This window comes from Streptomyces sp. A01, assembly GCF_059026195.1.
This window is the reverse complement of the sequence record NZ_JBWLKN010000005.1, coordinates 264,643-288,381: the sequence shown is the minus strand read 5'-3', so window position 1 is coordinate 288,381 and position 23,739 is coordinate 264,643. Positions and strand designations below refer to the sequence as shown.

The window sequence follows — 23,739 nt, the reverse complement described above, 5'->3', positions numbered from 1 at the left end:
CGTAATGTCATAACGTCACCACGAATTCGTAAGTTGACGGTCGTGTCGTCCTGGTCAAGCACTGTGAGACCAGAACCGTCCACGCTTGCTGTGTTGTTGTTTGCGGGGCCGCTGCCGCGACGTTGTGCCATCGTCGCGCCACCAGAGCTGCCCACCGAGTCCGCGACGAACCACCCGCGACGCCTGGTTCCCCCGCAAGCATGAGGAATCCCCGTCAAACCAGCTCGCCCTATTCGGCCCGCCCAGCCCTCTCATCCCGCCTGACGCGCCCCCCCTGCGTCAGCACGCCCAGCAAGGGGCGAAGCGTTCCTGCACCCCCGGGACGTCAAGGCCCGGAGCTCCGGCGCACGCCTCCACTCCCAAGAGCCCCACTCCGAATCCCAGATAGCCCGAACCGGCGTACGCGCCACCCACCGGACCCGTCAGGGCAGCCGCTGTGAACGGGGACACGCCGACCCTGGTGTTGTCAAGCAACCAGGGAAAGGGGCTGGTTATGCGGTGGAATGGCTGCGCCAGGTGGCCTCGGAAGGGTTTGATAGATGGAGACATGCCCCGTGTGTGGAGGTCAGGACGTGACCGTGTTCCCCCAAGAAAATGGGACGTTCCTATGCATGTGTAAGTGCGGGGCGGTGTGGACCAAGTGATCAACAAGAACCCACGCGTACCCGTGAGCGAGTCACTACTGAGGAACCAGCTACAGCGCGCCATCAGCCAGCATCGGCCGACGCAACGGTTCCGGGAGATCCTTCAGGAACACGGATTGATAGCGTGCCGGACGTGCGAGGGCACTCACCCTGACATCCACGTCGATCCCGGCTGGGGAGTGACCGTCATGTGCCCGTGCGGAGGCGTCCACACCGTGACGTTCCAGTAGCGGGGCCGACGACAGCTCCCGCCCGTCCGTGCGTCCGTGCGTCCGTCTGTCTGCGCTGTCTGCGCTGTCTGTCCGTACGTGGTCCTCCCCTGCCGAAGGGTTCCGGGGAGCAGCGACGGCAGTCAGCCGTTAGGGTCGCGTGCATGGGTGCCGCCACAGCTGCCATGGTCACTGCCATCGTCGGAGTGCTCGGCACGCTCATGGCGCCGTTGCTCACGACGTGGGCGACGAAGCGCCAGCGGGCAGAGGAGAACCAAGCCGAGGAGCGAAGACGGCTCTTCGAGGAGCGGCGTGCCGCGTACACCGCGATGAATCGAACCTCTCGTCGCTTCCACACCCTGCTGAAGGATGCCCTTCATCGCCTGCGGGACGGGGTATACACCGACGATGACCGTGCTCAGGTCGAGGAGGCGCGGCGGGACTACCGGGATCGCTACGCCGAGGCTCAGATGGTCGTTCCCGAAGTGGTGCTCACGGCGTCTCGCGAGTTGAACGTCGTCTTGGCCGGGGTTGACGCTACTGCCAAGCGCATTGATCGCGGCCTCTCCAGAGAGGGGGAGAGCGCGGATCAGGCGCTCCTCGACTTGAAGGCCGCAGTACCCGCACTCACCGCCATGCGCCGGATCATGCGCGAAGACCTGGGCGTGGCTGACTGACCACGCGTTCACTTCGGCACTCGTGCGTGCCGGAGGGCCGACCTTCTCCTTCGCGCCTTGCTGGCGCGCTGGGGAAGCGGGCTGACACGGTCCGCTGGTGGCCCACACATGGCCCAAACGCGCTGGTCACACCTGGGATGTGGCCGACTCAGCGTGAGACAGAGAGCACACAGATGGGGTGCCCCTCCGGAGAGGGACACCCCATCTGACCAGCGCATACGCTGACCTGGCGGAGGCTGAGGGATTTGAACCCTCGGTGACATCGCTGCCACGACGGTTTTCAAGACCGTTCCCTTAGGCCGCTCGGGCAAGCCTCCTCGCTTCGCCTACCTGCTGCGGAGCGCTTACAGCCTAGCGGTTCTCCGGTGGCGGTCGGTGCGCTGGGCTGTCTCTTCGGGGTGAGCCTTTGCCGGGGTGAGGGGGGTGGGGGCGCGGTCGAGGGTGGGGGTGTCGGCGTAGGCGCGGGTCAGGTGGTTGAAGCCGCGGGTCAGGGTGTCGCGGATATCCGCGCGAACCGTGTCCACGGGGGCGCCTGCGGCGAGTCCGGCGTGCATGGTGTCGAGGGCCGCTCCACCGACGGCCGTCACGAGCGACGCGAACAGGGTCAGCTCTCGCTCGTCCGCCTGGTCTCCGGCGCGCTCGGCGAGGCAGTCGATCAGCAGGAGCTTGCGGCGTTGCTGGAGCGGGAGGTAGCTGCGAGTCAGTGTCTCGCTCTGGGTAAGGACGCGGGAGAACGTACGGCCGAACTCGACCCACTCACCCGTCAGCACGATCTCGCAGGCGTCGCTGAAGAAGTCCCTGAGCTGGGCGATGAGTTCGGCGCCGGTGGCCGCGGACGCGACCGCCCCAGGGAGCCGTGCGTTGAACTCGTCCCGGCGGCTGAAGAAGATGTCCTCCTTCGACCCGTAGTGCGTGAAGACGGTGGCGGGAGCCACGTCGGCGGCCGCGGCGATCTGGTGCAGCGTGACGCCGTCGTAGCCGCGCTCGGCGAAGAGCCGGAAGGCCGCCTCCGAGATGGCGTTGCGGGTGCGTTCCCGTTTGCGCGGGCGGAGGCCGGGTGCGTCAGCGGGGGACATGGCGGTCAGGATAGTCCGCCCTCGGCACAACAAGGTCCCCGCTCGAATTTCGTGGTGACTTTGCTGGTGGTTGCCGGCGGCTGCCGGAGCGGGGCGCCTGATGCGTTCGGGCGCCCCGCCTCAAATCCGGGTCAGCGGCTGTCAGTTGCCGTGTTTCAGCTGGCGTCTGTTAGTTGGCGTGTTTCAGGTGACGCGGGTCGGGTGTTGGGTGTCGCGTGTCAGTTGTCGCCCTTGCGCTCGCCGAGGGTGACCTCCACGGTCGACTCCTTGCCGCCCCTGGTATACGTCAGCGTGACCTTGTCGCCGGGCTGGTGCGTCCAGATCTCGCTGATCAGCGTCGGGCCGCTGTCGATCGCCGTGTCGTCCAGCTTCGTGATCACGTCACCGGCCTTCAGCCCCGCCTTGTCGGCCGGGCCGCCCGGGGTGACCGGTTCCGCGCTGCCCTCGCCTGTCCGGGCGATGGTCGCGCCGCCGCCGGTGTCCTTCATGTTCACCGTGGCCTCTATCACCGGGTAGACCGGCTGCCCGGTCCTGATCAGCTGGTCGGCGACCTGCTTGGCCTGGTTGACCGGGATCGCGAAGCCCAGCCCGATGCTGCCGGACTGCTGGGTCTCGCCGCCGAAGCCGCCGCCTCCGTTGCTCGCTCCCTGGATGGCCGAGTTCACACCGACCACCGCGCCGTCCGCGTTGAGCAACGGACCGCCGGAGTTGCCCGGGTTGATCGACGCGTCGGTCTGCAGCGCGCTCATGTACGACGCCTTGCTGCCGCCGCCGTCGCTGGAGGCGACCGGACGCTTCTTGGCGCTGACGATGCCGGTGGTCACGGTCCCGGAGAGGCCGAAGGGCGCGCCGATCGCGACCGTCGCGTCACCGACCTGCACCTTGTCCGAGTCGGCCAGGGGCAGCGGGTTGAGGGTGGCGCCGGAGGCGTCCTTCAGCTTGAGCACGGCGACGTCGTAGCCCTGGGCCCGGCCCACGACCTCCGCCCTGTACTTCTTGCCGTTGGAGAACGTGACCCTGAGCTCGCCGCTGTCGGCGGCGGATGCCACCACATGGTTGTTGGTCAGGATGTGGCCCTGCTTGTCGTAGACGAAGCCGGTGCCGGTGCCGCCCTCGCCGGTGCTGCTCTGCGCCTCGATGGTGACGACACTGGGCAGCGCCTTCTCCGCTATCGCGGACACCGAGCCGGGGGCGCGGCTGTTCCCCTTGGGGTTGTCCGACGAGGCGGCGACGGTGGTCGAGCCGGTGTCGTCGTTCCGGTCGGCGGCCCAGAAGCCGACGCCGCCGCCGATGCCACCGGCGACGAGCACAGCCGCCAGCACAGCGGCGACCATCCCACCGCGCTTACGGCCGGGCGGCGGCGCGGCAGCCCCCGGGGTCTCGCCCCACGGCGAGCCCGGCCCACCAGCGCCATGCCCGCCCAGGCCCCCGCCGCCACCGGACGCGCCCGAGTGCCCGTACGGCTGGCCACCCCCGGCGCTCCACCACGAGCCGGCGCCTCCTGCGCCAGCCCCGGCTCCGTGCCCGGCTCCGCTTCCGGCTCCGTGCTCAGCTCCGCTTCCCGCGCCCGCTCCAGCCATCGTCACGCCGTCGGCCGCATACGGCGCCGGGCCATCAGCGGGAGGCGCGGGGGCTGCCGCGGCGCCCGACGGCACGGAGGCAGGGGGCGCCGGGACTGCCGCGGGGCGGTCGGCAGCGGCGGCCGACGGCTTGTCCGCGTCAGCCACGCCGGGCGCTTGACGCTCAGGTCCGGTGTCAGTCACCCGCGTGTACTCCGCTGTCCGCTCCGCCGCCGGGACGCCGATCATCGTGTCCGCCTCGCCACCACCCGCACCCACCGCCGCCGCCGACGGAGGCGCCAGGCCGTAGTCAGGCTCGCGGTCCGCACTCGCCTTCAGGTCGCGGTCCGCACTCCCCTTCAGGTCGCCGTCCGCGGCGCGGTCGGGACCGTGGTCAACGTCACGGCCCGGGGACGGGTCGGGGACGGCGTCATCGGCGGCCGGGCGCGGCCGGGCTTCAGCGGGGGCGACGGGCTCGGGGCCCGGCGCCGGAGGCGCCGAGCGCGGCTCGGCCTCGGGCAGAACGGCAGCGCCTTCGTTCTCCGTGCTCACAGCTCACTCCTCAGGTGCACGACATTCTCTGGGTGATGGGTGGCGGGTGGCCAACGCGTACGAAGGTCTGGTGCCAGCCTTTCCCACGGCGTGTCAATGCGCCGTAAGGAGCGGCTGTCCCGCCGACCACCCTCCTCCATCCGGGACAGAGCAGATGAAGCGGGCGGCCATCTCGGCACAGCTGGCCACATTCGTGACCACCGTCGCGACCACGTACATGGTCATGACGGACAAACCCGGCCGCCGAACCCAGCCGCTGACCGGCCGCCGAACCCGACCACCACCCCCGAACACCGGACGTGATCACTTCCGTGGTCATGGCCGGCCGCCCTGGGCCGGACGATCAGCCCTCCGGCGGACACCGGGCCAGCACAGTAACCAGCGCCGACGACCGCAGCCAGAGCCATGGCCGCCTACGCGGCCCGCGCCAAGCGGTGGCACCATAACGCGGTGACCTATGCGCGCCCGGCCCGGGAGATCCGCCCCGGCCCGCACACTCTCTCCGTCGTCGCCCACCGAGGGGCCTCCGAGGAGGCACCCGAACACACCCTCTCCGCGTACCGCAGAGCGATCGAGGCCGGTGCCGACGCGCTCGAATGCGATGTGCGGCTCACCGCCGACGGGCATCTCGTGTGCGTGCACGACCGGCGGGTCAATCGCACCTCCAACGGGCGCGGCGCGGTTTCCACGCTCGAACTCTCCGACCTCGCCGCGCTCGACTTCGGCTCCTGGAAGGACCAGGCGCACGACTCGGAGATGCCGGACCGGGACAGCACCTCAGTGCTCACCCTGGAGCGGCTGCTCGAACTCGTCGCCGACGCGGGCCGCCCGGTCGCCCTCGCCATCGAGACCAAGCACCCCACCCGCTGGGCCGGGCAGGTCGAGGAGCGGCTGCTGACGCTGCTGCGCCGCTTCGGCCTCGACTCACCGCCGCCCCCCGACGAGCCCGCACCGGTGCGGGTCATGAGCTTCTCGGCGCGGTCACTGCACCGGGTGCGCGCCGCCGCCCCCGCCATTCCCACCGTCTACCTGATGCAGTTCGTCTCGCCCCGGCACCGCGACGGACGGTTGCCGACGGGCGTCCCCATCGCGGGTCCGAGCATCCGGATCGTACGCAATCACCCCGGCTACGTGGCCCGGCTGCATCGGGCGGGGCACCGGGTGCACGTATGGACGGTCAACGAGCCGGCCGACGTCGAGCTGTGTGTGCGGCTGGGCGTGGAAGCGATCATCACTAATCGCCCGAAACAGGTGCTGTCCCAACTCGGCCGACCATAACGACCATTACAAGGAGTGCACCGGCGCGTTCGGTAAGTATCCGATCGTAACGAGTGCGTCGCCGGATCGCAGTTGGCCGGTTTCCGATCCACTTCCTCCGGGCATTCATCCCCTGGCGTGGGGCAAAGGAGGTCTCGGGGGTGGCGTTGGTGGTGGCACAAGAAGTGCCGACGTCGTCGACTATGGCCGTACCCCATGGTCCAGCGGGCGTGGGCGAGGCAAGGCACCGGATGCGCGATGAACTGCGTGCTGGTGGCGTGCCGGAGTCGGTCGTAGACGACGCGGTTTTGATCCTCTCGGAGTTGCTCAGCAACGCGTGCCGCCATGGCCGCCCGCTGTGCGCCGACGACGACGGAGACGGCGAGGTCCGCGCCGCGTGGCGCGTTGACCAGTACGGCAGGCTGACGGTCGAAGCCACCGACGGCGGCGGGCCGACAAGACCACTTCCGGCCACCCCGTCGATTACGGCCCGTGGCGGCCGCGGCCTGAACATCATCTCCGCGCTCGCCGAGGACTGGGGCGTGCGGGAAGGCCCTGGCGAGGTGACGGTGTGGGCGGTCCTGTCCGCCGATCCCGGACCCGGTCCTGGCCCCGGTGCTGGTCCTGGTCCCGCTCCCGAGTTCAGCCCGCGTGTGGTGCTCACGCCTGAGCTCAGGTTCGCCCCTGGCCTCGACAGTCTCGACGGCCTTGAGGCGATCGAGGAACTGGACGGAATCGACAGGCTCGACGGGCTCAAGGGCCTGAATGGCCGGAACGGCGCATAGCGACGCGACGGCGACTCCGGGCTCCTCCGGCGCTCCCCCCGTTTCTCCCCTGTGGTCCCCGGTCCGTTTTCCCCTGTGGTCCCCGGTGGTCGTGACCACTCAGCGCACGGGCCGCGGAGCGGGGGCCCGGTGCGCGTCGTTGGGCGGGGTGCCCTGGGCCGCGGGCGCCCGGCGAGTCTGAGGGGCCGTCGCGGCAGGGGTGAAGGGCTAGGCTCGCGGCCGTACGAGCCGTACCGATCGGGAGACACCCACGCCATGGCCAAGAAGCGCCGCCCCCAGACGAAGGCCAAGCCGCAGGGCGCTGACGCCGCCCGCGGCGGAACCGCCGATGCCAACTATCCCGTGGTGGGCGCCCGTGAGCCCTGCCCGTGCCAATCCGGCCGTCGTTACAAGGCGTGCCACGGCCGCACCGCCGCGCACGCGGTCACCGAGCTGGTGCAGCGGCCGTTCGAGGGCCTGCCCGGCGAAGCCGACTGGGTGGCGCTGCGCGAGCTGGTGCCCGCGGCCACCGTCGAGCTGCACCTGAAGGACGGCTTGCCGGAGGATGTGCCGTCGGTGACCCTCGCGACCGTCCTGCCGATGGCATGGCCCGCGCTGCGCCGTGACAACGGCGCCGTCCTCCTGGGCCTGCAGAACGACACCGCCTCCGGTGACCTCAGCCGCGATCTGGCGGACACGCTGCGGCGGGCGCTGAGCGCCAAGCCCGGCACGCCCGTCGCCGCGGGTGGCCCGCCCGAGGGCGGCTGGGGCGCGGCGGACAGCCCCCGGCTCCAGGACCTGCTTGACCTCAAGAGTGAGTTCAACCCGGTCGTGCACGACGGGTTCGAGTTCTGGATCGAGGACGCCGACAACGCGTCCGGCGAGGTGGCCGCTTCCCTGGAGCGGGCCAACGAGGCCGCGATCCCGACCGCCCGGCTGTCGGGTGTCGAGTCGGCGTACTGGTGCGAGACGCCGGACAAGAACCACCTGCGCTGGGTGATGACCCACCCGGAGGAGAAGCTGCTGGACGCGCTCGCCCGGCTGCACGCCGCCGGCACGTCCTCGCTCGGCGAGGGCACCCGGCTGGTCGGCTCCTTCCGGGCGCACGGTCTGACCGTGCCGGTGTGGGACCTGCCGACCACCATGCGCGCCGACGATGTCGAGAAGCCCGCCGCCGCCTTCGCGGAGCGGCTGGCCAAGGCGCTCGCCACTGAGGCCCCGCTGACAACGGACGAGCGCCGGGCACGCAGCGGGCTCACCAACCGTCAGGTGACGCTGAGCTGACGCGTACTGCGGCCGGAGTACGGCGATCGGCGCCCAGCGCACGGCGGATGACGCCAGCGCACGGCGGGTGCCGAACAGCGCGCGCCGGGTCGCGCGCCCGGCTGCGGACAGCGGCGCGGGGAGCGGGTACCGGCGAGGTCAGCAGTCAGCGTTCAGCGGTACGCAGCGGGTGACTCAGGCGAGCACTCGGGTACGCGGATTACGTGGACACACGGATCACGCGAGTCCGAGTGCTCGCCTGCTTCTCGTCGAGTACGAGTGCTCCGCGAGTGCTCGCGGCCTCACAGGCTCACGGGCTCACGGGCTCACGGGCTCACCGACCAGTTGTTCACGCGATCACGCGGATTGCCCGGTAGCGGAGGCAGCGCCCCCAACGCCGCCTCCTCGGCAGGGCCGTGGGCCACGCCTCAGCGCCTTGGGTCGGGAGTCCTCGGTCAGGGCGCCGGGGCATCGCTTCGGAGCCGCTGGGGACCGCTGGAGGGCCGGTGGAGGACCGCTGGGGGCCACTCGGATTCCTGCCGCCACCGCCGCCCTGGAGCGCTGAGGCAGCGCCTGGGGAGACTACGGCGGCGGATCGATGGTGGCTCGGCGGCGGCCCGTGATCTTCTGGTGGTGCAGATACGTGACTCTGCTCACAACTCCCGGTATTAGCCAGGAAATACACGTCTTGAAATCCGCGATCGAATTTGCGAACCGCCGATCTCTTGTTACCGTTCTAGGAGCCCGGTCGCTGGTGCATCCCCCGTCGCCAGCGACCGGGCGCTTCCATGCCCGGCTCCGGTCGGTGCCCCCTGGTACGGGTCAACCAAGCTCCCGCACCGGCTATTCCGCCCCGTACATGGGGGAGTTGCTTCCCGAGCGCAGCAGCAGCCGACCGTCCGCGTCGGCCGCCTCCCACACCGCCGCGTAGCCCGCCGCAGGCCCAGTGCCCCGCCAGGCCCCCCGGACGACTCCGACTCCTCGCCACAGCTCCCGAGCCGGCGCCCCGCCTGCGGCCCGTACGCCCGTCCACGTGGCACGTGGCCACCCGGCGGCTCCGACGGCCGGGCTTGAGCCCCAGGTCCACCCGGTCCAGACCGCCGGTCCCGCCCCGAAGCCGCGCACCGCGGCGGCCCGAGCCGCAGAACGGCCCGCAGGGCCACCCGTGGACCGGTCGGCACGCCCAGGGCGGTCCGCCCGGCTCGCGCCCGCCCCAGCCCCCGGCCGACCGCTCCGAACGGTGGGCTCGCGGACCGTCTCGCACATCCCTGGCGCGCGTTTCGCGGGCACTGCGCAGTGCGTCTGGCGACTCTGGCCATCGGGCCGCAGCAGGGCGAGTACGGCCGTCAGCGGCGCGCCTGTGGCGTTCTCGTAGTACGTACGGGCCCACGTCAGCCCCCCACCGGTCAACACGCAGGTCTGCGCGCTCACCCCCACGGGGGAGGCGAGTTCAGGTCCGCAGCTGGCGGCGAGGCGTGACGTTCCGGCAGAACCGGGGTGGCCTTCGCCCCACGCGGCCGCATCGCCCGTACCTCCGCCCCCGCCGGCCCTGCTCGGCTCGCGGCGCCCCTCGCCGCCCGCCGAGCTGCTCGTCCGGCTCGCGCCGCCAGGCCCGTTCGCGCTGCCCGGGCCTGGCGTACCGGCTGATCCGGAGGGTTCACGGAAGCCCGGCGGCTTCGCCTCAGCCGCGGTTTCCGCGCGCTCCCCCCGGCCGGTGTCGGCCGACTGGCCGTGCGCCCCCGTCGGCGCGGGCGGGCCCGGTGCCGGCGCCGGAGCGGCGCGGCGGTCGGCAGCGCCACCGGCGCCGTAGGGACCGGCGGTCGCCGCGGCGAACGGCAGCCCCACGGCGACCACCACCGCACTGGCGAGGCCGACGAGCCGAAGGTTGACCGCACGCCGCTTCGGCGCTCGTTTCATGGGGACCCACCTGCAACTCGCCGGGCACGCTTGTCAGGAGCCCGAACATAGCGGGCGAGTCGGAACGCTTCGGACGTTCGCGCCCAGGTCTCCCCCCGCCGCACGGCGCCTTGCATCCGTACGAGTGAGACCGCCCCGCAGCGGCGTACCCGCCCGCCCTCCGGTCGGCCCCATCCCCGCCGGATGGAACATCACAGCAACACCTTGCCGCGCACGAGGCACTCACCAGGCTCCCACCACTCCCGCAGCGCATGATCGTTCGAGCCCCTTCAGCCCCATATGTCACGGTCATGTACAGCGCCATAGGCGATATCAAGCCAGTACGTGACGGCTGAGCGACGAGATGAGTCAGCTCAGCGTGGCGCGATTCAGGCTCGTACGCCGGGTACGCGCGCGATGCCCACCGGGCCACCGCCACCGGACGACCGCCGGGCTACCAGCCGCCGAGCCGTCGATCACCGAGGCACCGTTCACCGAGGCGCCCTGCCACGGCCGGTCGCCTTCCGCGACAGCGGATGCCGTGCCGCCGGGGGAGCGCGCCGAAGCATCGAAGCGTGGAAACGTCGCATCGAAGCATCGAGGCGTGGAGAACGTCGCGTCGAAGCGTTGCGTAGAACCGTTGCGTCGAAGCGTGCGCCGGAACCCGCGTCCGGAGTGTTGGTCGCATTGGGCCTCCGCGCCGGGCGCTACGGCGTGCGCCATGCCGGGGAGTGTCACCGGCCGCGCCCCGGCGGGAAGACCAAGCACCGGTGACGCGCCCAGCGGCGCCGGCCCAAGTCCGCGCGCCGCCCTCCCCGTCCCCGGGCCCAAGGCCCGGTGGGTCCGCACCAGGGCCAGGGTGTGCGTCCCGACCCCGCTGCCCCCTACGCCGTTCGCACCCCGTCCCCCCGCTCATCCCCGTACGCCGCGGCGTTCCGCCGCGGCTGTCCTTCGGATGCGCCCCGCCCCCGTACTAGTAGGCGAGTTCGCTGCTGCTGCCGCCTGGTGCGTTCGCGCTCGCTTCGACGAGGGCGTCGGCCACCGTGGCGACCGGGGGGAGCCATGGCGTGGTGGTGTCGCCGCGCTGCGGCACGTGCGGGGCGCGCTCCCAATGGACCTCGCCCGAGCCTGTCCGCGACGGAGGCAGCGCCACATAGCCGCCTTCGCCGTGGAAGCGCAGCGAGCTGGGCACCCAGTCCTGGTTGTGCAGCAGTTCGCCCAGCTCTTCGAGGGAGTACGGGGCGACCAGCAGCGACCACCGGGTGGGGGTGGCGACCACCGGGCCGATGGGAACACCCGCCTCGTCGAGAGCCGCCAGCGCCTGGGCTCCGGCGACCGCGGGCAGGCTTACGGCGCAGGGTGCGCCATCGCGCCCGGTGGCGAGGATGATCGGGGCGCTGGGCCGGTTGGTCCACCACCAGCGCACCATGCGGGCGTCGGTGGTGGCGGCGAGCAGGCCCGGATCAAAGGGGTGCGCACCGGGCACCACGCAGTCAGGGTGCGGGCACCCGCATTCTCCCGGCCTGCCGCTGGGTGGGATGCCCACACCGGGAATGATCGGCCAGCGCCACTCGGTGGCGCTGGTAAGCGCCGCACCGAGCATCGCCGTCCTCCTGCCACGCCGCATCGAGAACTTGCGTCGCCTTCCGGGGATCTCGCGCATGAGCGCTCGTTCCTTTCCGTGAACGCCGAGGGCTGCGGACTCTCTGCCAGGAGGCAGAGGACGTTTCATCGCCATGGCTCAGCCATGGCACTGCGCGTACTGCACGATCTACTGCACGCACTGCGGGGGCATTTCGCGTGGCACTGCTCACACTGTTCGTACTACCTGGCACTTCTGGTGCTTCTGGCACTACGGACAACTGCTGTCACTTCGTCGCGTTGCTTCGCTTGCGCGGCACAGCTTCGAACTGCGCGCCGCCGATCACATATCGTGAATCACACGTCACTGCGCGTACCGGGGGCGTGCCTCCCCCGTAGCCTGCTGTACGAGAAGCCTCTAGAGGCCGAGCGTGGAACGTGGCGAGGGGTGGCGTGCGCATGGCGCTTGCCAGCTCGTGCTCTCGTGCTCTGCATACATCCCCCGCCACTACCGGGGGCAGGACTCGACCGTCATCGGTGAAGACGCTCAGACCCGCTACGGGGTTCCGGGTCGATCCAACTACCCCCGCCCTTCAACAAGTACATACCCACCGAAGTTGGTACGACGCGCTGCCGGATGACGACAGTCGACCGCGAATTGACAGCTCGATGGCTATTTTCCGGACAACTTCGATTCCCCACAGACACCAATAACCCCACCGGCATGATGCTGGACATCGCCTCTCGGGTGCGTGTACATGTGGAGCATTGATAGCGACGCAACATGACATGGGGGTTTGCGATGCTATTGAGAAGAATGCCCCTGTCATCCGGCCCCATGCTCCGGATCATGAAAACGCCCCAAATTGGTGCAACTTTGGGCGTACTCCCCATCGCTGTCCGGCGGGTCGATCTCCCGTCGAAGGCCAGGGCCGAGAGCGGTCAATCATGAGCGCACGCCATCTTCCGAAAGTGGCTGGAATCGATCCGTCTCTTCCTGCCCCCACGCATAATCCCGACGCGAACCCGGACCCGGACGGCTCCCCCACGTCACCGTCGTCCCCGGCACCCCACTCCAACGGCCTCCCCGGCACCCCGGACGCCGCCGTCCAGGACCGCCTCGCCGGATGGGTCTCGGACCTCACCAGTCTCCACGAACTCACCGAGCGGCTGGCCCGAACGGCCACTCTCGACGACGCGCTCCACGAGATGCTGCGCGCCGGGGCCACCCTGGTCGGTGCGCGCCGCGGACTGGTCTCGCTCGAACCGGTCGACGGGCTCGGCCCCGTGACCACCGTCGGCCTCGGCCTCGGCCGCGCCGACCTCGGCCATATCGAGACCATCCCGCGCGCCTCCGGCTCCGTGGGCCGCCTCCTCGACGGCCTGCCCGCGCAGGAGGAAACCACCTCCGCGGCGGCGCAACGTGACGGACCGCTGCTTGACGGACCGCTGCTTGACGGACCGCTGCTTGACGGACCGCCGCCCGGCGGCTCCGCCGACGTCGGCGCCGCCACCGATCCCGATCCCGACCCCGGCCCGGACCCGCCCGCCATCGCCTGGCAGGACGAGATCGCCCACCCCGACATCGCGAGCGAGGCCGACCTCGACCCCCGCCATCGCGAGGTGGCCGCCCGGCTCGGCTACGCCGCCAGCTACGCCGTGCCGCTCGCGCCGGGCGAGCCCCACACCGACCCCTGCGTCAGCGGCGCCCCCGACACCGGCCGCCCCGAGTCCGACTGCTCCCAGCCCGGCGGCATCCAGTCCGGCAGCGCCCAGGCCGCCAGCGCCAAGTCCGGCCGTACCGCCCCCGGCGGGTCCGACCGCATCGGGAACACCGGCCCCAGTCGGCACGGGGAGCCCGCCGGCTCCGCCAGCGGCCGCATCGGCGCCGCCGTCTGGCTCTACGACGAGCCCGCCGAGCCCACCGAGCGCCAGCGCCACCTCATCGGCCTGTACTGCCGGTACGCCGCCGAGCACATCGCCCGCCACCTGGAACTCGACCGCGCCCGGGCGACCGTCGCCACGCTGCGCGAGGAGCTGCTGCCCAGCCGCCTGCCGCGGGTGCCCGGCGTGCGCCTGGCCGTCCGGCACCACACCGGGCCGTTCGGCGGCGGAGACTGGTACGACGCGCTGCCGCTCCCCGAGGGCGCCCTCGGCCTCGCCATCGGGGGCGTCACCGGCACGGGACCGAGCGCCGTCGCGGCGATGGGGCGGCTGCGGGCCTCGCTGCGCGCGTACGCGGTGATGGAAGGCGAGGACCCGGTCGCCGTCCTCTCCGACCTGGAACTCCTGCTGCGGCTCACCGAGCCCGCCCGTGCCGCGACCGCGCTCTTCGCCTACTGCGAGCCCGCCCAGCACGCCGTGGTCCTCGCCGGGGCAGGGCACTGCCCGCCGCTGATCATCGGCGATCACCGCACGGAGTTCGTGGAGACCACACTGTCGGCGCCGCTCGGCATGCTCACCTGCTGGGAAGCGCCCAGCGTCGGCATCGAGCCCGAACCGGGCGAGACCCTCCTCCTGTACAGCGACGGGCTGCTGCACCGCACCGGGGAACCCATGGACCGGGCGTTCACGCGGCTCCACTCGGCCGCGGCGAACGTGCCACGGTCGGCGCGGGATGATCCCGACGCCATCGCCGATCATGTGCTGCGCACGGTGCTGCCGGACGGCTTCGGCCCGGTGCACGGCGCTCACGGCCCCCATGGAGCCCACGGCGTCGACGGCACGCCCGGCGCGGACGCCGCGGAAGCCGATGAGGACGTCGTACTCCTGGCCGCCTACTTCGACTGAGCCGGGACGCGGCCGGGGCCGGGGCCGGAGCGGCTGAGCAGCGCGTACGCAGGCAGGCCGGGGCAGGGAACCGCCCCGGCTCCTGCCCGTTTTCGGTCAGTCTCCACCCGTTACATCACACCCCTCCGGAGTACTCACCGCTCACACATACGATGGGTGAGGTGGTCCCCAGCCAGGCCCGAGGCCAGGGGAGGTCCAGTTCGAGGAGGAAACGTGACCGAGGAGCAGCCCACTCCGGAGACCCCGGAGAGCGAGAAGCCGGTCAAGCAGCGCAAGAACGGCCTGTACCCGGCCGTGTCCGACGAGCTCGCCGAGAACATGAAGAAGGGCTGGGCCGACACCGAACTGCGTGACCTGCGGCCGATCCCGCAGGCACCGAACGCCGCCAGACGCCGCGCCGCCCTGTCCGCCCGCTTCCCCGGCGAGCGCCTGGTGATCCCCGCGGGCCGCCTGAAGACCCGCTCGAACGACACCGAGTACGCGTTCCGCGCCTCCACCGACTACGCCTACCTCACCGGCGACCAGACCCAGGACAGCGTCCTGGTGCTTGAGCCGTCCGGTGCCGAGGGCCACGACGCGACCCTGTATCTGCTGCCGCGCTCCAACCGTGACAACGGCGAGTTCTGGCTGGACGGCCAGGGCGAGCTGTGGGTGGGCCGCCGCAACAGCCTCAGTGAGGCCGCGCAGCTGTACGGGCTGGCGTGCGCGGACGTACGCGAGATCGCCGGCCTGCTGGCGGCGGCGACCGGCCCGGTGCGCATCGTGCGCGGTCACGACGCGGAGCTTGAGGCGGCGCTGACCGACAAGGTCACCGCTGAGCGCGACGAGGAGCTGCGTTGCTTCCTCAGCGAGCTGCGCCTGGTCAAGGACGAGTTCGAGATCGCCGAGCTCCAGAAGGCCGTCGACTCGACCGTCCGCGGCTTCGAGGACGTCGTCAAGGTCCTCGACAAGGCCGAGGCCACCTCCGAGCGCTACATCGAGGGGACCTTCTTCCTCCGCGCGCGCGTCGAGGGCTACGACATCGGCTACGGCTCCATCTGCGCCGCCGGACCGCACGCCACCACCCTCCACTGGGTGCGCAACGACGGCGCTGTGCGCTCCGGTGAGCTGCTGCTGCTGGACGCCGGGGTGGAGACCCACTCCCTCTACACCGCCGACGTCACCCGCACCATGCCGATCGACGGGACCTTCAACCCGCTTCAGCGCGAGATCTACGACGCTGTCTACGAGGCGCAGGAAGCGGGCATCGCCGCCGTGAAGCCGGGCGGCAAGTTCCGGGACTTCCACGACGCCGCGCAGCACGTGCTCGCCACGAAGCTCGTCGAGTGGGGCCTGCTCGACGGCCCCGTCGAGCGCGTTCTTGAGCTGGGCCTCCAGCGCCGGTACACGTTGCACGGCACCGGCCACATGCTCGGGCTCGACGTGCACGACTGCGCTGTGGCCCGCCGTGAGTCGTACGCGGACGGCACGCTGGAGCCCGGCATGTGCCTGACTGTCGAGCCCGGCCTGTACTTCCAGGCCGACGACCTGACGGTGCCCGAGGAGTACCGGGGGATCGGCGTCCGGATCGAGGACGACATCCTCGTCACGGAGGACGGCAACCGGAACATGTCGGCCGCGCTGCCCCGTACCGCCGACGAGGTCGAGCAGTGGATGGCCCGGCTGAAGGGCTGACGGACTGGCTGACGGACTGAAGGCCCGGCGGGCTGACCGGCCGGCAGGGCTGGCCGGTTCTGTTGCCGTACGCACCCGGGGGCGAAGCGCCGACGCGCTTCGCCCCCGGGTGTTTTCCCGTGCGCGAGCGGGGCGCCGCCGCGCGGAGGGCCGCCCGGCTGCCCGCCCGTCACTCCTGCGCGGCGGGTCCGGCGGTGGTACGGGCGAAGGCCCCGGCGAGGGCGGCGGCGTAGGTGCCGACCGCAGCGGTCTCGGCGAGTGACTCGTCGATGGGTTCGCGCGCGATGAGTAAACGGTAATAAAAGGGGGCGCCGATGGCCGCCATCATCTCCACGGCGTCCGTGTCCTCGGGCAACTCGCCGCGTTCGATGGCGCGATAGACCATCACCGCCACCTGCTCGCGGCGTTCGCGGAAGAAGTCGCGCAGCATCGCGTCGGCATACGGGTGCCGGACGGCGGCTGACACCGCCGCCTCAACGACGCCCCGGTTACGGGGCGAGGCGTAGAAGCGGCCGATGGACTGCGCGAGTGCGCGCAGGTCACCGAGGAGCGAACCGGTGTCGGGGACGGGCACCTTGGCGCCCTGATCGATCATCAGTTCGCAGATGAGCCGCTCGACGGTGCGCCAGCGGCGGTAGACCGTCGCCAGGTGCACCCCGGACCGCTGGGCGACCTTCTCCATCGTCAGCTCGGCGTAGCCACCCTCGCCCAGCTCTTCGAAGACCGCGGCCAGCACGGCCGCGCGGGTACGCGCCGTACGGCCCCCCGGGCGGACCGTTCCGGGGAAGAGGTGTTCCTCACTCATCACGTCTCCGAGTTGCCCTGCACGAACATGGCCCATATTCTCCTATTCAATCTAACGCGAACGCGCTCGCGTTAGATTCCGCGTGGAAGCGCGTGGTAGGGGCCCGACAGGGGAGGACCCGTGCCACGCGGCCACGCGGCCGCCGCACCGGACCTGCATCGGACCCGCATCGGGTCCCGGGCCTGGCCACCGCGTTGCGGTAGTCGAGCACCGCGTCCACCGGCCCGGTCACCGGCAACCCGACGCGTACGGTGGCGCCTTCGCTGTCGTCGCCGGAGAGCCCGAGGCTCACCGAACAATATTTTTGTCCAGACTCACATTGTCGTCGGTGAGCCGCGGCCCTCGGCAAGGTGCGCGGGTGCGCGGGTGCGCGGGTGCGCGGGTGCGCGGGAAGGACCTTCCGGACAGGCGGAAGGCCGCGCGCTCGGGGGGAAGCGCGCGGCCATCGTGTTACCGCGGAGAGAGCGGAAGCGGAGAGCGACCCGACGGATCACCCGAGTGCGGAGCGAGTGGGTTACGCCCAGGTCTGGCGCTGCACCCACAGGTTCTTGGGAGCGCCCGAGCCCTGGGTGAAGACGTAGATCAGACCCTCGTGGCTGGCGATGGCCGGGCTCACGTGGGCCTCGCCGATGACGCCCTGCAACGACTGGAAGCCGCCGTACGTCGTCTCGTTCTCGACGCTCTGCACCGCGACCCACAACGCCTTGTCGGTGCCCTTGACGAAGACGTTGACCCGGCCGTCCTGGCCAAGCGCCGCCGTGGGCCGGTCGATGATCTGCCCCTGGAGCGACACCGAGGTCGTGAAGCTGTCGTAGTCGTCGCGCTGCCCGACGCGCCAGGCCGAGCCATCGGAACCCCGGTAGAGGATCTGCACGCGCGCGGCCGCGTCGAGCACCACGCTCTGACGGCTGGTGACGCCGGTGGTCTCGTGGTTGAACGCCTCCCAGGTGTCAGGCGAGTTCGTCGCCTTCTGCTGGATCGTGTACAGCGTGTCGTTGCCGCCCTTGACGGCGACCACGATGCGGCCGGAGCCGTCGAGGATCGGTGACGGGGTGGCGTGGATGGTGCCGCCGAGCGACGTGGGCCGGGTGTACTCCTCGTACAGCAGTCCCTGGTTGCGTACGTACCAGAGCGCGCCGTCGGTGCCGCGGAAGAAGACCTGGATCTTCCCGTCGGCGTTGAGCGCCGCCGCCGGGTCACCGCCGATGTTGGTCACGATGCGCCGCGGCGAGCCGTACCCTCCGCTGATCGAGTCCTGGGTGATGACCTCAAGGTGGTTGTCCGGCGTCCGGTAGAAGACGCGGATCTTCCCGTCCTTGCCGCGGATCGGGTGCGGCACGCCGTCGATGACGGAGCCCTTGTGCTGCGTCCACGCCGCCCAGGAACGGTCGCGGTTCTCGCTCTTGCTCCAGAGCGTGTTGCTGCCGCCCTGAACGAAGACCCGTACGCGGTTGTCCGCGGTGAGGACCGATGAGGGCTCGGCGAAAATGCCGCCCTCCAGATTGATCCACGTGCCCCAGTTCGTACCGGTTGCGGTGGAGACGGCCATGCGAACTCCTCGCTCATTAGTGCGGTGGGTAGTCGCGCCGGGGCACAACGTAGCCAGACGAGGGGCGTCTGCGGTAGAGCCTGCCGGAATATGGCTGATATCCGGTATCTACCTACCAGTCACGTTCGCACGGGGGATCACCGACCTCCAAGGAGACGCGAGTTGAGGGATTCGGCGGCAGTCAAAGACGGGCGACCGGCCTCAGCGGCGCGTGACCGCCCGGTTGAGCGACCCGTACAGGTCTCCCTGCTCCTGCTGCGTCAGGCCCGCCAGCGGCGACTCCTCCACGAGGAGGGCGACGAGCCGCTCCCGTAGCGCGGTGCCTTCCGGGGTGAGCACCAGCCGCTTGGCCCGGCGGTCGGTGGGGACCGACGAGATCTGGGCCGCCCACCCGAATACCTCGACGAGACCGGCAACCTGGTCGCGAGCATCGGCGGGCTGCTGGTCGAGCACGGGGAGGGCGGGCGATGCTGATCGACGCCGGGTTCGGTCCGCAGTCGCTCCCGGCGGAGCCGGGCAACGCGCACGACGCGATCCACGGTGGCGCGCTCCTGGACGATCTGGCCGCGCTCGGCCGTACGCCGCAGGAGATCGAAGCGGTGGCCATCACCCAACTGCACATCGACCACCTCGGATGGGCCTGGCACCCGGCGCCGGGCAGCGACCGGCCCGCGTTCACCAACGCCGACTATCCGATGGCCGAGCCCGAGTGGACGCAGCGACACTTCGTCGAGGCGCGCTCCGCGACGCATGGACAGGGGCAGGGGCAGGGACTCCCCCGCTCCCCTCCGCACGATCCGCCGGACACGGCCTAAAGCGCCGGAAGCAGGGCGTCCTCCCGCCATTTGAGGATCTTGTCGAAGCTGACGATCGCGCCGCTGCGCCCCGAACGGTTCCGGTAGCGGACGCGGTCGGTCAGCTCCTCGATGAGGAACAGCCCTCGCCCGTGCTCAGCCTGCGAGGGGGCCGTTTCGCAGGTCATCTGCTGTACGGGGTGGTGGGACGGGTGTTGCGGGTGGGCTTGGGGCGGGGACAACGGACGCGGGGCGGTGCGGGGCACGCGCGTGCTCGACGGCTTCGGGAATCCGGGCCCTGAGTCGGTGACCTCGATGCGGCAGGTGTCGCCGTCGATGTAGGCCGTCACCCGGTAGTCCGAGGTGGACGCGTCCCCGCCGTGTTCGACGGCGTTCGCGCACGCTTCGGACAGGGCGAGCGACAAGTCGTACGAGACATCGGGATCGACACCCGCTGTCTCCATGGCGCCCAGGAGCAACCGCCGGGCGAGCGGAACGCTCGCAGCCTCGCGCCGCAGATGGAGAGACCACCAGATGCTCATGCTCCAGCCTCCAGGCCGCGGCTCGACATACCGATACGTATTGCCTGACTCCATGGTCCGTAAGCACATCGGTGATGTGACTACGCTCATTCGGCGGATGCGTCGCCGCTTCCAGCGGTGTATGGGCATGGGGCGAGAAGCCATGCCCGGGACCGGGGAGGCGACGCGCGGCGACTCGGTACGGACAGAGCGCCGACGACGCGCCCACGAAGCACCGGTGAAGCGCCGACGACGCGCCGAAAGGGAGTCGCACGCCGGTGGCAAGGAGTGGGAGCGCGCGTCCGGCGTCTGGAAGCTGCCCCCGCCTCGGGAGCGTGCGCGGGGCGCGGGGCGCAGATGACCGGCCGTGCGTCAGGCCCGGTGCGCGCCCGCGCGTGGGCGGCGCGTGCCCCTGGCGCGGTGGCCGGGAACGTCCGCCCGCGATGGCTCCTGGGGACCGTGTCCTCACCTGTGGAGGCCCTGCCCCGGGGGTGGCGGGCAGCCGTCCGGGAGACGCGCGGTCCGTACCCTGCCGTGGGCGGGCTCCCCGGTCGATGGGATGATGGCGCAGCCATGTACTGCCGCACGTCACCCGATCACCACCCCTCAGGGAGCCCCGCGCTCCATGAGCCGGTGGCGCGCGCCAGTGCCGGCCTGCGGATGCTGCGGGCCGCGATCTTCACCACCGCCTGCGTGTCCCTGTCCGCGGGCGGGCACGCCCTGGGCTCCTGCGCCGCCGTGCCGCTGTGGACGCTGGGGGTCGGCTGGCTGGCGGTGTTCGCGGTCGTCGCGCCGCTCGCCGGACGGGAACGGACGCTGCCCGGCATCGCCGCGGGGCTGGCCGCCGGGCAGCTCGCGCTGCACACACTCTTCGCCCTCGCCCAGCGCGGCGCGGGCATGCTGCCCAGCTCCGGCGCGCACGCCGGGCACCACGCGGCCGGGGCCGCGCTGCCCCCCGGCGTGACCGGCGACAGCGCTGACGGCAGGCTCATCGGCCTCGCCGCCCAGCTGATGTGCAACGAACCGCCCGGGCGGTTCACCGTCGCCGAGGCCCGCCGCATCGTCACCGACGCCGGTCTGGACCCCGCCCGCCACGCGGGCGCCGCCATCGACCCGGCCGCGTCGGCCCACTCCGGCACGGTCCTCGACGCCATCACGCCCTCCCTGCCCATGCTGCTCGGCCATCTGCTCGCCGCGCTCGCGGCGGGCTGGCTGCTGCGGCGCGGCGACGCCGCCCTGTGGCGCGTCATCGCCCTGGCGGAGGCCCCGGAGCGCGGCGTCGCCGAAGCCACCCTCGTACGCACCCTGCGCGCCGCCCTCGCTCTCGTACGAGCGCTGCGCGCCGGGTTGCCGAGGGCGTCGGCTACCGGCCCCGATCCGCGACCCACCCGCTCCCACGGGCCCGCCGAGGCGCGGCCGCGGGTGCTCGCGCTGCACCACGCGGTCATCAGGCGGGGCCCGCCGCGGTACGACCTGGCGGCCTGAAGCGCAGTTCCCACTCCGGCAAGGCCGGGGGCGGTGCCGCGTGGTCGCCACGACGCGGTTCATCCACCTCCCCCTCCCCCTTTCCTCCTGTCACCGGAGTCTCCTCATGAACGCCACACACACCGGCGCCACCGCCGCCGCCACCGGTTCCCAGGCCCGTACGCCACGCGGCCGTCGGCTGGCCGTCACCGGCGGCCTCGCCGCAGGTGCCGTACTCCTCCTCGCCACCCCCGCCCTCGCGCACGTCAGCGTGCAGCCGGGCGAGGCCGAGAAGGGCGGTTACAGCACCGTCAACTTCAAGGTGCCGAACGAGCGCGAGAACGCCTCGACCGTGAAGCTTGAGGTCACCCTCCCCACCGACCATCCGCTCACCTCGGTCATGCCGCAGCCAGTCCCGGGCTGGGACGTGAAGGTCACCAAGTCCAAGCTGGACAAGCCGCTGGAGCCACACGGCAAGAAGATCACCGAGGCCGCCAGGACGGTCACGTGGACCGCTGACAAGAAGGGCGTCGAGCCGGGCACGTTCCAGCAGTTCCCGCTCTCCATCGGCCAGCTGCCCGAGGACGCGGACCAGCTTGTCTTCAAGGCGCTCCAGACGTACTCCAACAAGGAGGTCGTCCGCTGGATCGAGGTGCCCGAGGCAGGCGGGGATGAGCCCACGTCCCCGGCGCCGGTGCTGAAGCTCGTCGCACCGGCGGACGGCGCGGGCAGCCACGGGGCGGGGTCCGACGACGCTGACAAGAACGACAAGGCCGACGAGAAGCGCGACGACGACTCCGAGACGGCCACGAAGAACTCGGATGACGACGGCGACAGCAGCGACACCACCGCACGGGTGCTCGGTGTGGTCGGCATCGTCTCCGGTATCGCCGGTGTCGCCTTCGGCGTGCTCGCCGGACGCCGCCGGTCGGCCTGACGCCGTGCACCGCGACCGGCGAGCGGCCGGGTAGCGGTTCGGGTAGCGGTTCGGGTAGCGGTCGGGGCGCGGTCGGCGGGCAGCTGTACGGCTGAGCGGCGGCTGGCGGGGGCTCCGGCGGCCTCCGGTCACCGGAGGCCGGTGACGGTGTCCGGAAGCGGGCCGGCCGACCCCGGCCACCCGTGACCGGCCACCCCTGACCGGTCACCGGCCACGGTCACCAGCCACGGCTACCGGCTACCGGCTGGCTACTACCGGCTGGCGCTGCGCGCGGCGGTCTCCCGGTCGGCCGACCGCCGCACTCGGGTACGGACCGCGACCACCCGGTACGCGGCACCGCCCGCAACGGCACGGTCGCCGTCGCACGGTTGGCGGCGCGCCGCCGCCCGGCACACCGCCGTCCAGTCCCCCCGTCCACAGACCTCACCCCTTCGCCCCTCCTCATCCCCCTCACTCCCCTCGCTCCCTCACCCCAGACACCATCAGGCCACTCACCACACCTGGAGCAGAACTCCATGCGCACCAAGACCACGGGCGCCGCCCTGGCCACCGTCACCGCGCTCAGCCTCACCCTCGCCGCCTGCGGTGGCGGTTCCGATGACGACAAGCCCGTCGCCTCCGTCTCCTCGGAAAGCTCCTCCAAGGCGAAGGGCGCGATCGTGCTCGACACGCCCAAGAAGAAGCCGGACCTGGTCCTCACCGACACGGAGGGCAAGAAGTTCGACCTGCTGAAGGAGACCAAGGGCAAGCCCACGCTCGTCTACTTCGGCTACACGTACTGCCCCGACGTCTGCTCGATGGTGATGAGCAACGTCGCCACCGCCGAGCGCAAGCTGCCCAAGGCCGACCGCGACAAGCTCCAGGTCGTGTTCGTGACCACCGACCCCGAGCGCGACACCCCCAAGCGGATGCGCAGCTGGCTCGACGGGCAGGGCGGCACCGACTTCACCGGGCTGACCGGCGACTTCGAGACCATCGAGGCCGCCGCCAAACCGCTCGGCATCCTCATCGAGAAGCCGAAGAAGGAGGCGGACGGGTCGATCACGGTCAACCACGGCGCCGAGGTCGTCGGCTTCTCCCCGAAGGACGACAAGGGCCACTGGCTCTACATGACGGAGACCACCTCGGCCGCGTACGCCCGGGAGTTCCCGAAGATCGTCAAGGGGCAGAACCCGTGAGCGACGTACGGCGAGCTTCCCCGATACGCCGGTTCCAGGACCGGCTCCAGGGCCGCTTCCGGTTCCGGGTCCGGGTCCGGAAGACGACGGTCGCCGCGGCCGTCTCGCTGACGCTGGGCCTGGCCGGTGTCACGCTCACGGCCTGCGGATCGGATGACGACTCCGGCGGCACCGCTGGGCCCGCCCTGTCGGTGGACGGCGCATACCTCCCGCAGCCGCCCACCAAGGACATGGCCGCCGGATATCTGAAGCTGAAGAACACCGGCGGCAAGGGCGACCGGCTGACCTCCGTCACCACGCCGCTGTCCGACGACGTCACGATGCACGCCACCAAGGGCACCACGATGAAGAAGGTGACGGCGTTCGACGTCCCCGCCGACGGAGAACTCGCCCTGTCCCGGGGCGGGAACCACCTGATGCTGGGACAGCTGACGCACAAGCCGAAGGCCGGTGAGAAGGTCACGCTGACGCTGCACTTCGCGACGTCCGGTCCGATCAAGGTCACGGTCCCGGTCAAGCCCACGAGTTACAGCCCCGAGGACTGACCCG

At 71.2% G+C, this 23,739-nt stretch carries 19 protein-coding genes and 1 tRNA gene; 11 read left to right on the top strand and 9 right to left on the bottom strand.

All coding sequences use genetic code 11. The features are described 5' to 3' along the window. Positions 1-1,017: 1,017 nt before the first annotated feature. A complete protein-coding gene (locus tag AC5P1B_RS09130; protein WP_493886097.1) occupies positions 1,018-1,530 on the top strand; it encodes a hypothetical protein in 513 nt (170 codons plus the stop codon). A gap of 227 nt (positions 1,531-1,757) precedes the next feature. On the opposite strand, the gene AC5P1B_RS09125 is transcribed toward AC5P1B_RS09130, so the two are convergent. The 3 genes from AC5P1B_RS09125 to AC5P1B_RS09115 form a co-directional block, all read right to left on the bottom strand. Next, positions 1,758-1,847 (bottom strand) — tRNA-Ser (locus AC5P1B_RS09125). A 27-nt stretch (positions 1,848-1,874) separates the two neighbouring features. Then, a complete protein-coding gene (locus AC5P1B_RS09120; protein ID WP_493886095.1) occupies positions 1,875-2,606 on the bottom strand; it encodes a TetR/AcrR family transcriptional regulator in 732 nt (243 codons plus the stop codon). A gap of 218 nt (positions 2,607-2,824) precedes the next feature. Further along, complete coding sequence (locus AC5P1B_RS09115) at positions 2,825-4,414, bottom strand: S1C family serine protease (RefSeq protein ID WP_493886198.1); 1,590 nt, start codon at positions 4,412-4,414, stop codon at positions 2,825-2,827. 753 nt (positions 4,415-5,167) lie between these two features. Between AC5P1B_RS09115 and AC5P1B_RS09110 the strand changes: the two genes are divergently transcribed. The 3 genes from AC5P1B_RS09110 to AC5P1B_RS09100 all read left to right on the top strand — a co-directional run bounded on the left by AC5P1B_RS09110 (position 5,168) and on the right by AC5P1B_RS09100 (position 8,022). Then, positions 5,168-5,995, top strand: a complete 828-nt coding sequence (locus AC5P1B_RS09110; protein WP_493886093.1) for a glycerophosphodiester phosphodiesterase — start codon at positions 5,168-5,170, stop codon at positions 5,993-5,995. Between the two features lie 53 nt (positions 5,996-6,048). Further along, on the top strand, positions 6,049-6,759 hold the full coding sequence (locus AC5P1B_RS09105; RefSeq protein WP_493886091.1) for an ATP-binding protein: 711 nt from the start codon (positions 6,049-6,051) through the stop codon (positions 6,757-6,759). A gap of 255 nt (positions 6,760-7,014) precedes the next feature. Further along, a complete protein-coding gene (locus tag AC5P1B_RS09100) occupies positions 7,015-8,022 on the top strand; it encodes a DUF5926 family protein (protein WP_493886090.1) in 1,008 nt (335 codons plus the stop codon). A gap of 822 nt (positions 8,023-8,844) precedes the next feature. Here AC5P1B_RS09100 and AC5P1B_RS09095 read toward each other — a convergent pair. Then, a complete protein-coding gene (locus tag AC5P1B_RS09095; RefSeq protein WP_493886089.1) occupies positions 8,845-9,918 on the bottom strand; it encodes a hypothetical protein in 1,074 nt (357 codons plus the stop codon). 952 nt (positions 9,919-10,870) lie between these two features. Then, the gene (locus AC5P1B_RS09090) at positions 10,871-11,560 is read right to left on the bottom strand and encodes a bifunctional DNA primase/polymerase (protein ID WP_493886088.1); all 690 of its coding nucleotides are present in this window, start codon (positions 11,558-11,560) and stop codon (positions 10,871-10,873) included. 866 nt (positions 11,561-12,426) lie between these two features. Between AC5P1B_RS09090 and AC5P1B_RS09085 the strand changes: the two genes are divergently transcribed. Continuing rightward, the gene (locus AC5P1B_RS09085) at positions 12,427-14,268 is read left to right on the top strand and encodes a PP2C family protein-serine/threonine phosphatase (protein WP_493886086.1); all 1,842 of its coding nucleotides are present in this window, start codon (positions 12,427-12,429) and stop codon (positions 14,266-14,268) included. A 213-nt stretch (positions 14,269-14,481) separates the two neighbouring features. After that, positions 14,482-15,942 (top strand): aminopeptidase P family protein, encoded by a 1,461-nt coding sequence (locus tag AC5P1B_RS09080; RefSeq protein ID WP_493886085.1) that lies wholly within the window; start codon positions 14,482-14,484, stop codon positions 15,940-15,942. Between the two features lie 169 nt (positions 15,943-16,111). Here AC5P1B_RS09080 and AC5P1B_RS09075 read toward each other — a convergent pair whose 3' ends face one another. From AC5P1B_RS09075 to AC5P1B_RS09065, 3 genes are all read right to left on the bottom strand, one after another. Further along, on the bottom strand, positions 16,112-16,747 hold the full coding sequence (locus AC5P1B_RS09075; protein ID WP_493886084.1) for a TetR/AcrR family transcriptional regulator: 636 nt from the start codon (positions 16,745-16,747) through the stop codon (positions 16,112-16,114). 514 nt (positions 16,748-17,261) lie between these two features. Next, on the bottom strand, positions 17,262-18,296 hold the full coding sequence (locus AC5P1B_RS09070) for a DUF8189 domain-containing protein (RefSeq protein WP_493886082.1): 1,035 nt from the start codon (positions 18,294-18,296) through the stop codon (positions 17,262-17,264). Between the two features lie 201 nt (positions 18,297-18,497). Beyond that, positions 18,498-18,749, bottom strand: a complete 252-nt coding sequence (locus AC5P1B_RS09065; RefSeq protein ID WP_493886080.1) for a hypothetical protein — start codon at positions 18,747-18,749, stop codon at positions 18,498-18,500. Between the two features lie 14 nt (positions 18,750-18,763). Here AC5P1B_RS09065 and AC5P1B_RS09060 point away from each other — a divergent pair, with 14 nt between their 5' ends. Continuing rightward, positions 18,764-19,111 carry an MBL fold metallo-hydrolase gene (locus tag AC5P1B_RS09060; RefSeq protein ID WP_493886079.1) on the top strand — a complete coding sequence of 116 codons (348 nt, stop codon included), beginning with the start codon at positions 18,764-18,766 and terminating at the stop codon, positions 19,109-19,111. Here the strand turns inward: AC5P1B_RS09060 and AC5P1B_RS09055 are convergent. Next, positions 19,108-19,632: an ATP-binding protein gene (locus tag AC5P1B_RS09055; RefSeq protein WP_493886077.1), complete on the bottom strand. Its 525-nt coding sequence runs from the start codon at positions 19,630-19,632 to the stop codon at positions 19,108-19,110. The two genes, AC5P1B_RS09060 and AC5P1B_RS09055, sit on opposite strands and share 4 nt — an antisense overlap. A 612-nt stretch (positions 19,633-20,244) precedes the next feature. Between AC5P1B_RS09055 and AC5P1B_RS09050 the strand changes: the two genes are divergently transcribed. The 4 genes from AC5P1B_RS09050 (at position 20,245) to AC5P1B_RS09035 (ending at position 23,735) form a co-directional block, all read left to right on the top strand. Then, positions 20,245-21,096, top strand: coding sequence for a hypothetical protein (locus AC5P1B_RS09050; RefSeq protein WP_493886075.1), 852 nt, complete (start codon positions 20,245-20,247; stop codon positions 21,094-21,096). Positions 21,097-21,202: 106 nt separating this feature from the next. Then, the gene (locus tag AC5P1B_RS09045; protein ID WP_493886074.1) at positions 21,203-22,012 is read left to right on the top strand and encodes a YcnI family copper-binding membrane protein; all 810 of its coding nucleotides are present in this window, start codon (positions 21,203-21,205) and stop codon (positions 22,010-22,012) included. A gap of 515 nt (positions 22,013-22,527) precedes the next feature. Further along, positions 22,528-23,190: an SCO family protein gene (locus AC5P1B_RS09040; RefSeq protein ID WP_493886072.1), complete on the top strand. Its 663-nt coding sequence runs from the start codon at positions 22,528-22,530 to the stop codon at positions 23,188-23,190. Positions 23,191-23,297: 107 nt separating this feature from the next. Then, on the top strand, positions 23,298-23,735 hold the full coding sequence (locus AC5P1B_RS09035) for a copper chaperone PCu(A)C (RefSeq protein ID WP_493886197.1): 438 nt from the start codon (positions 23,298-23,300) through the stop codon (positions 23,733-23,735). Positions 23,736-23,739 lie beyond the last annotated feature (4 nt).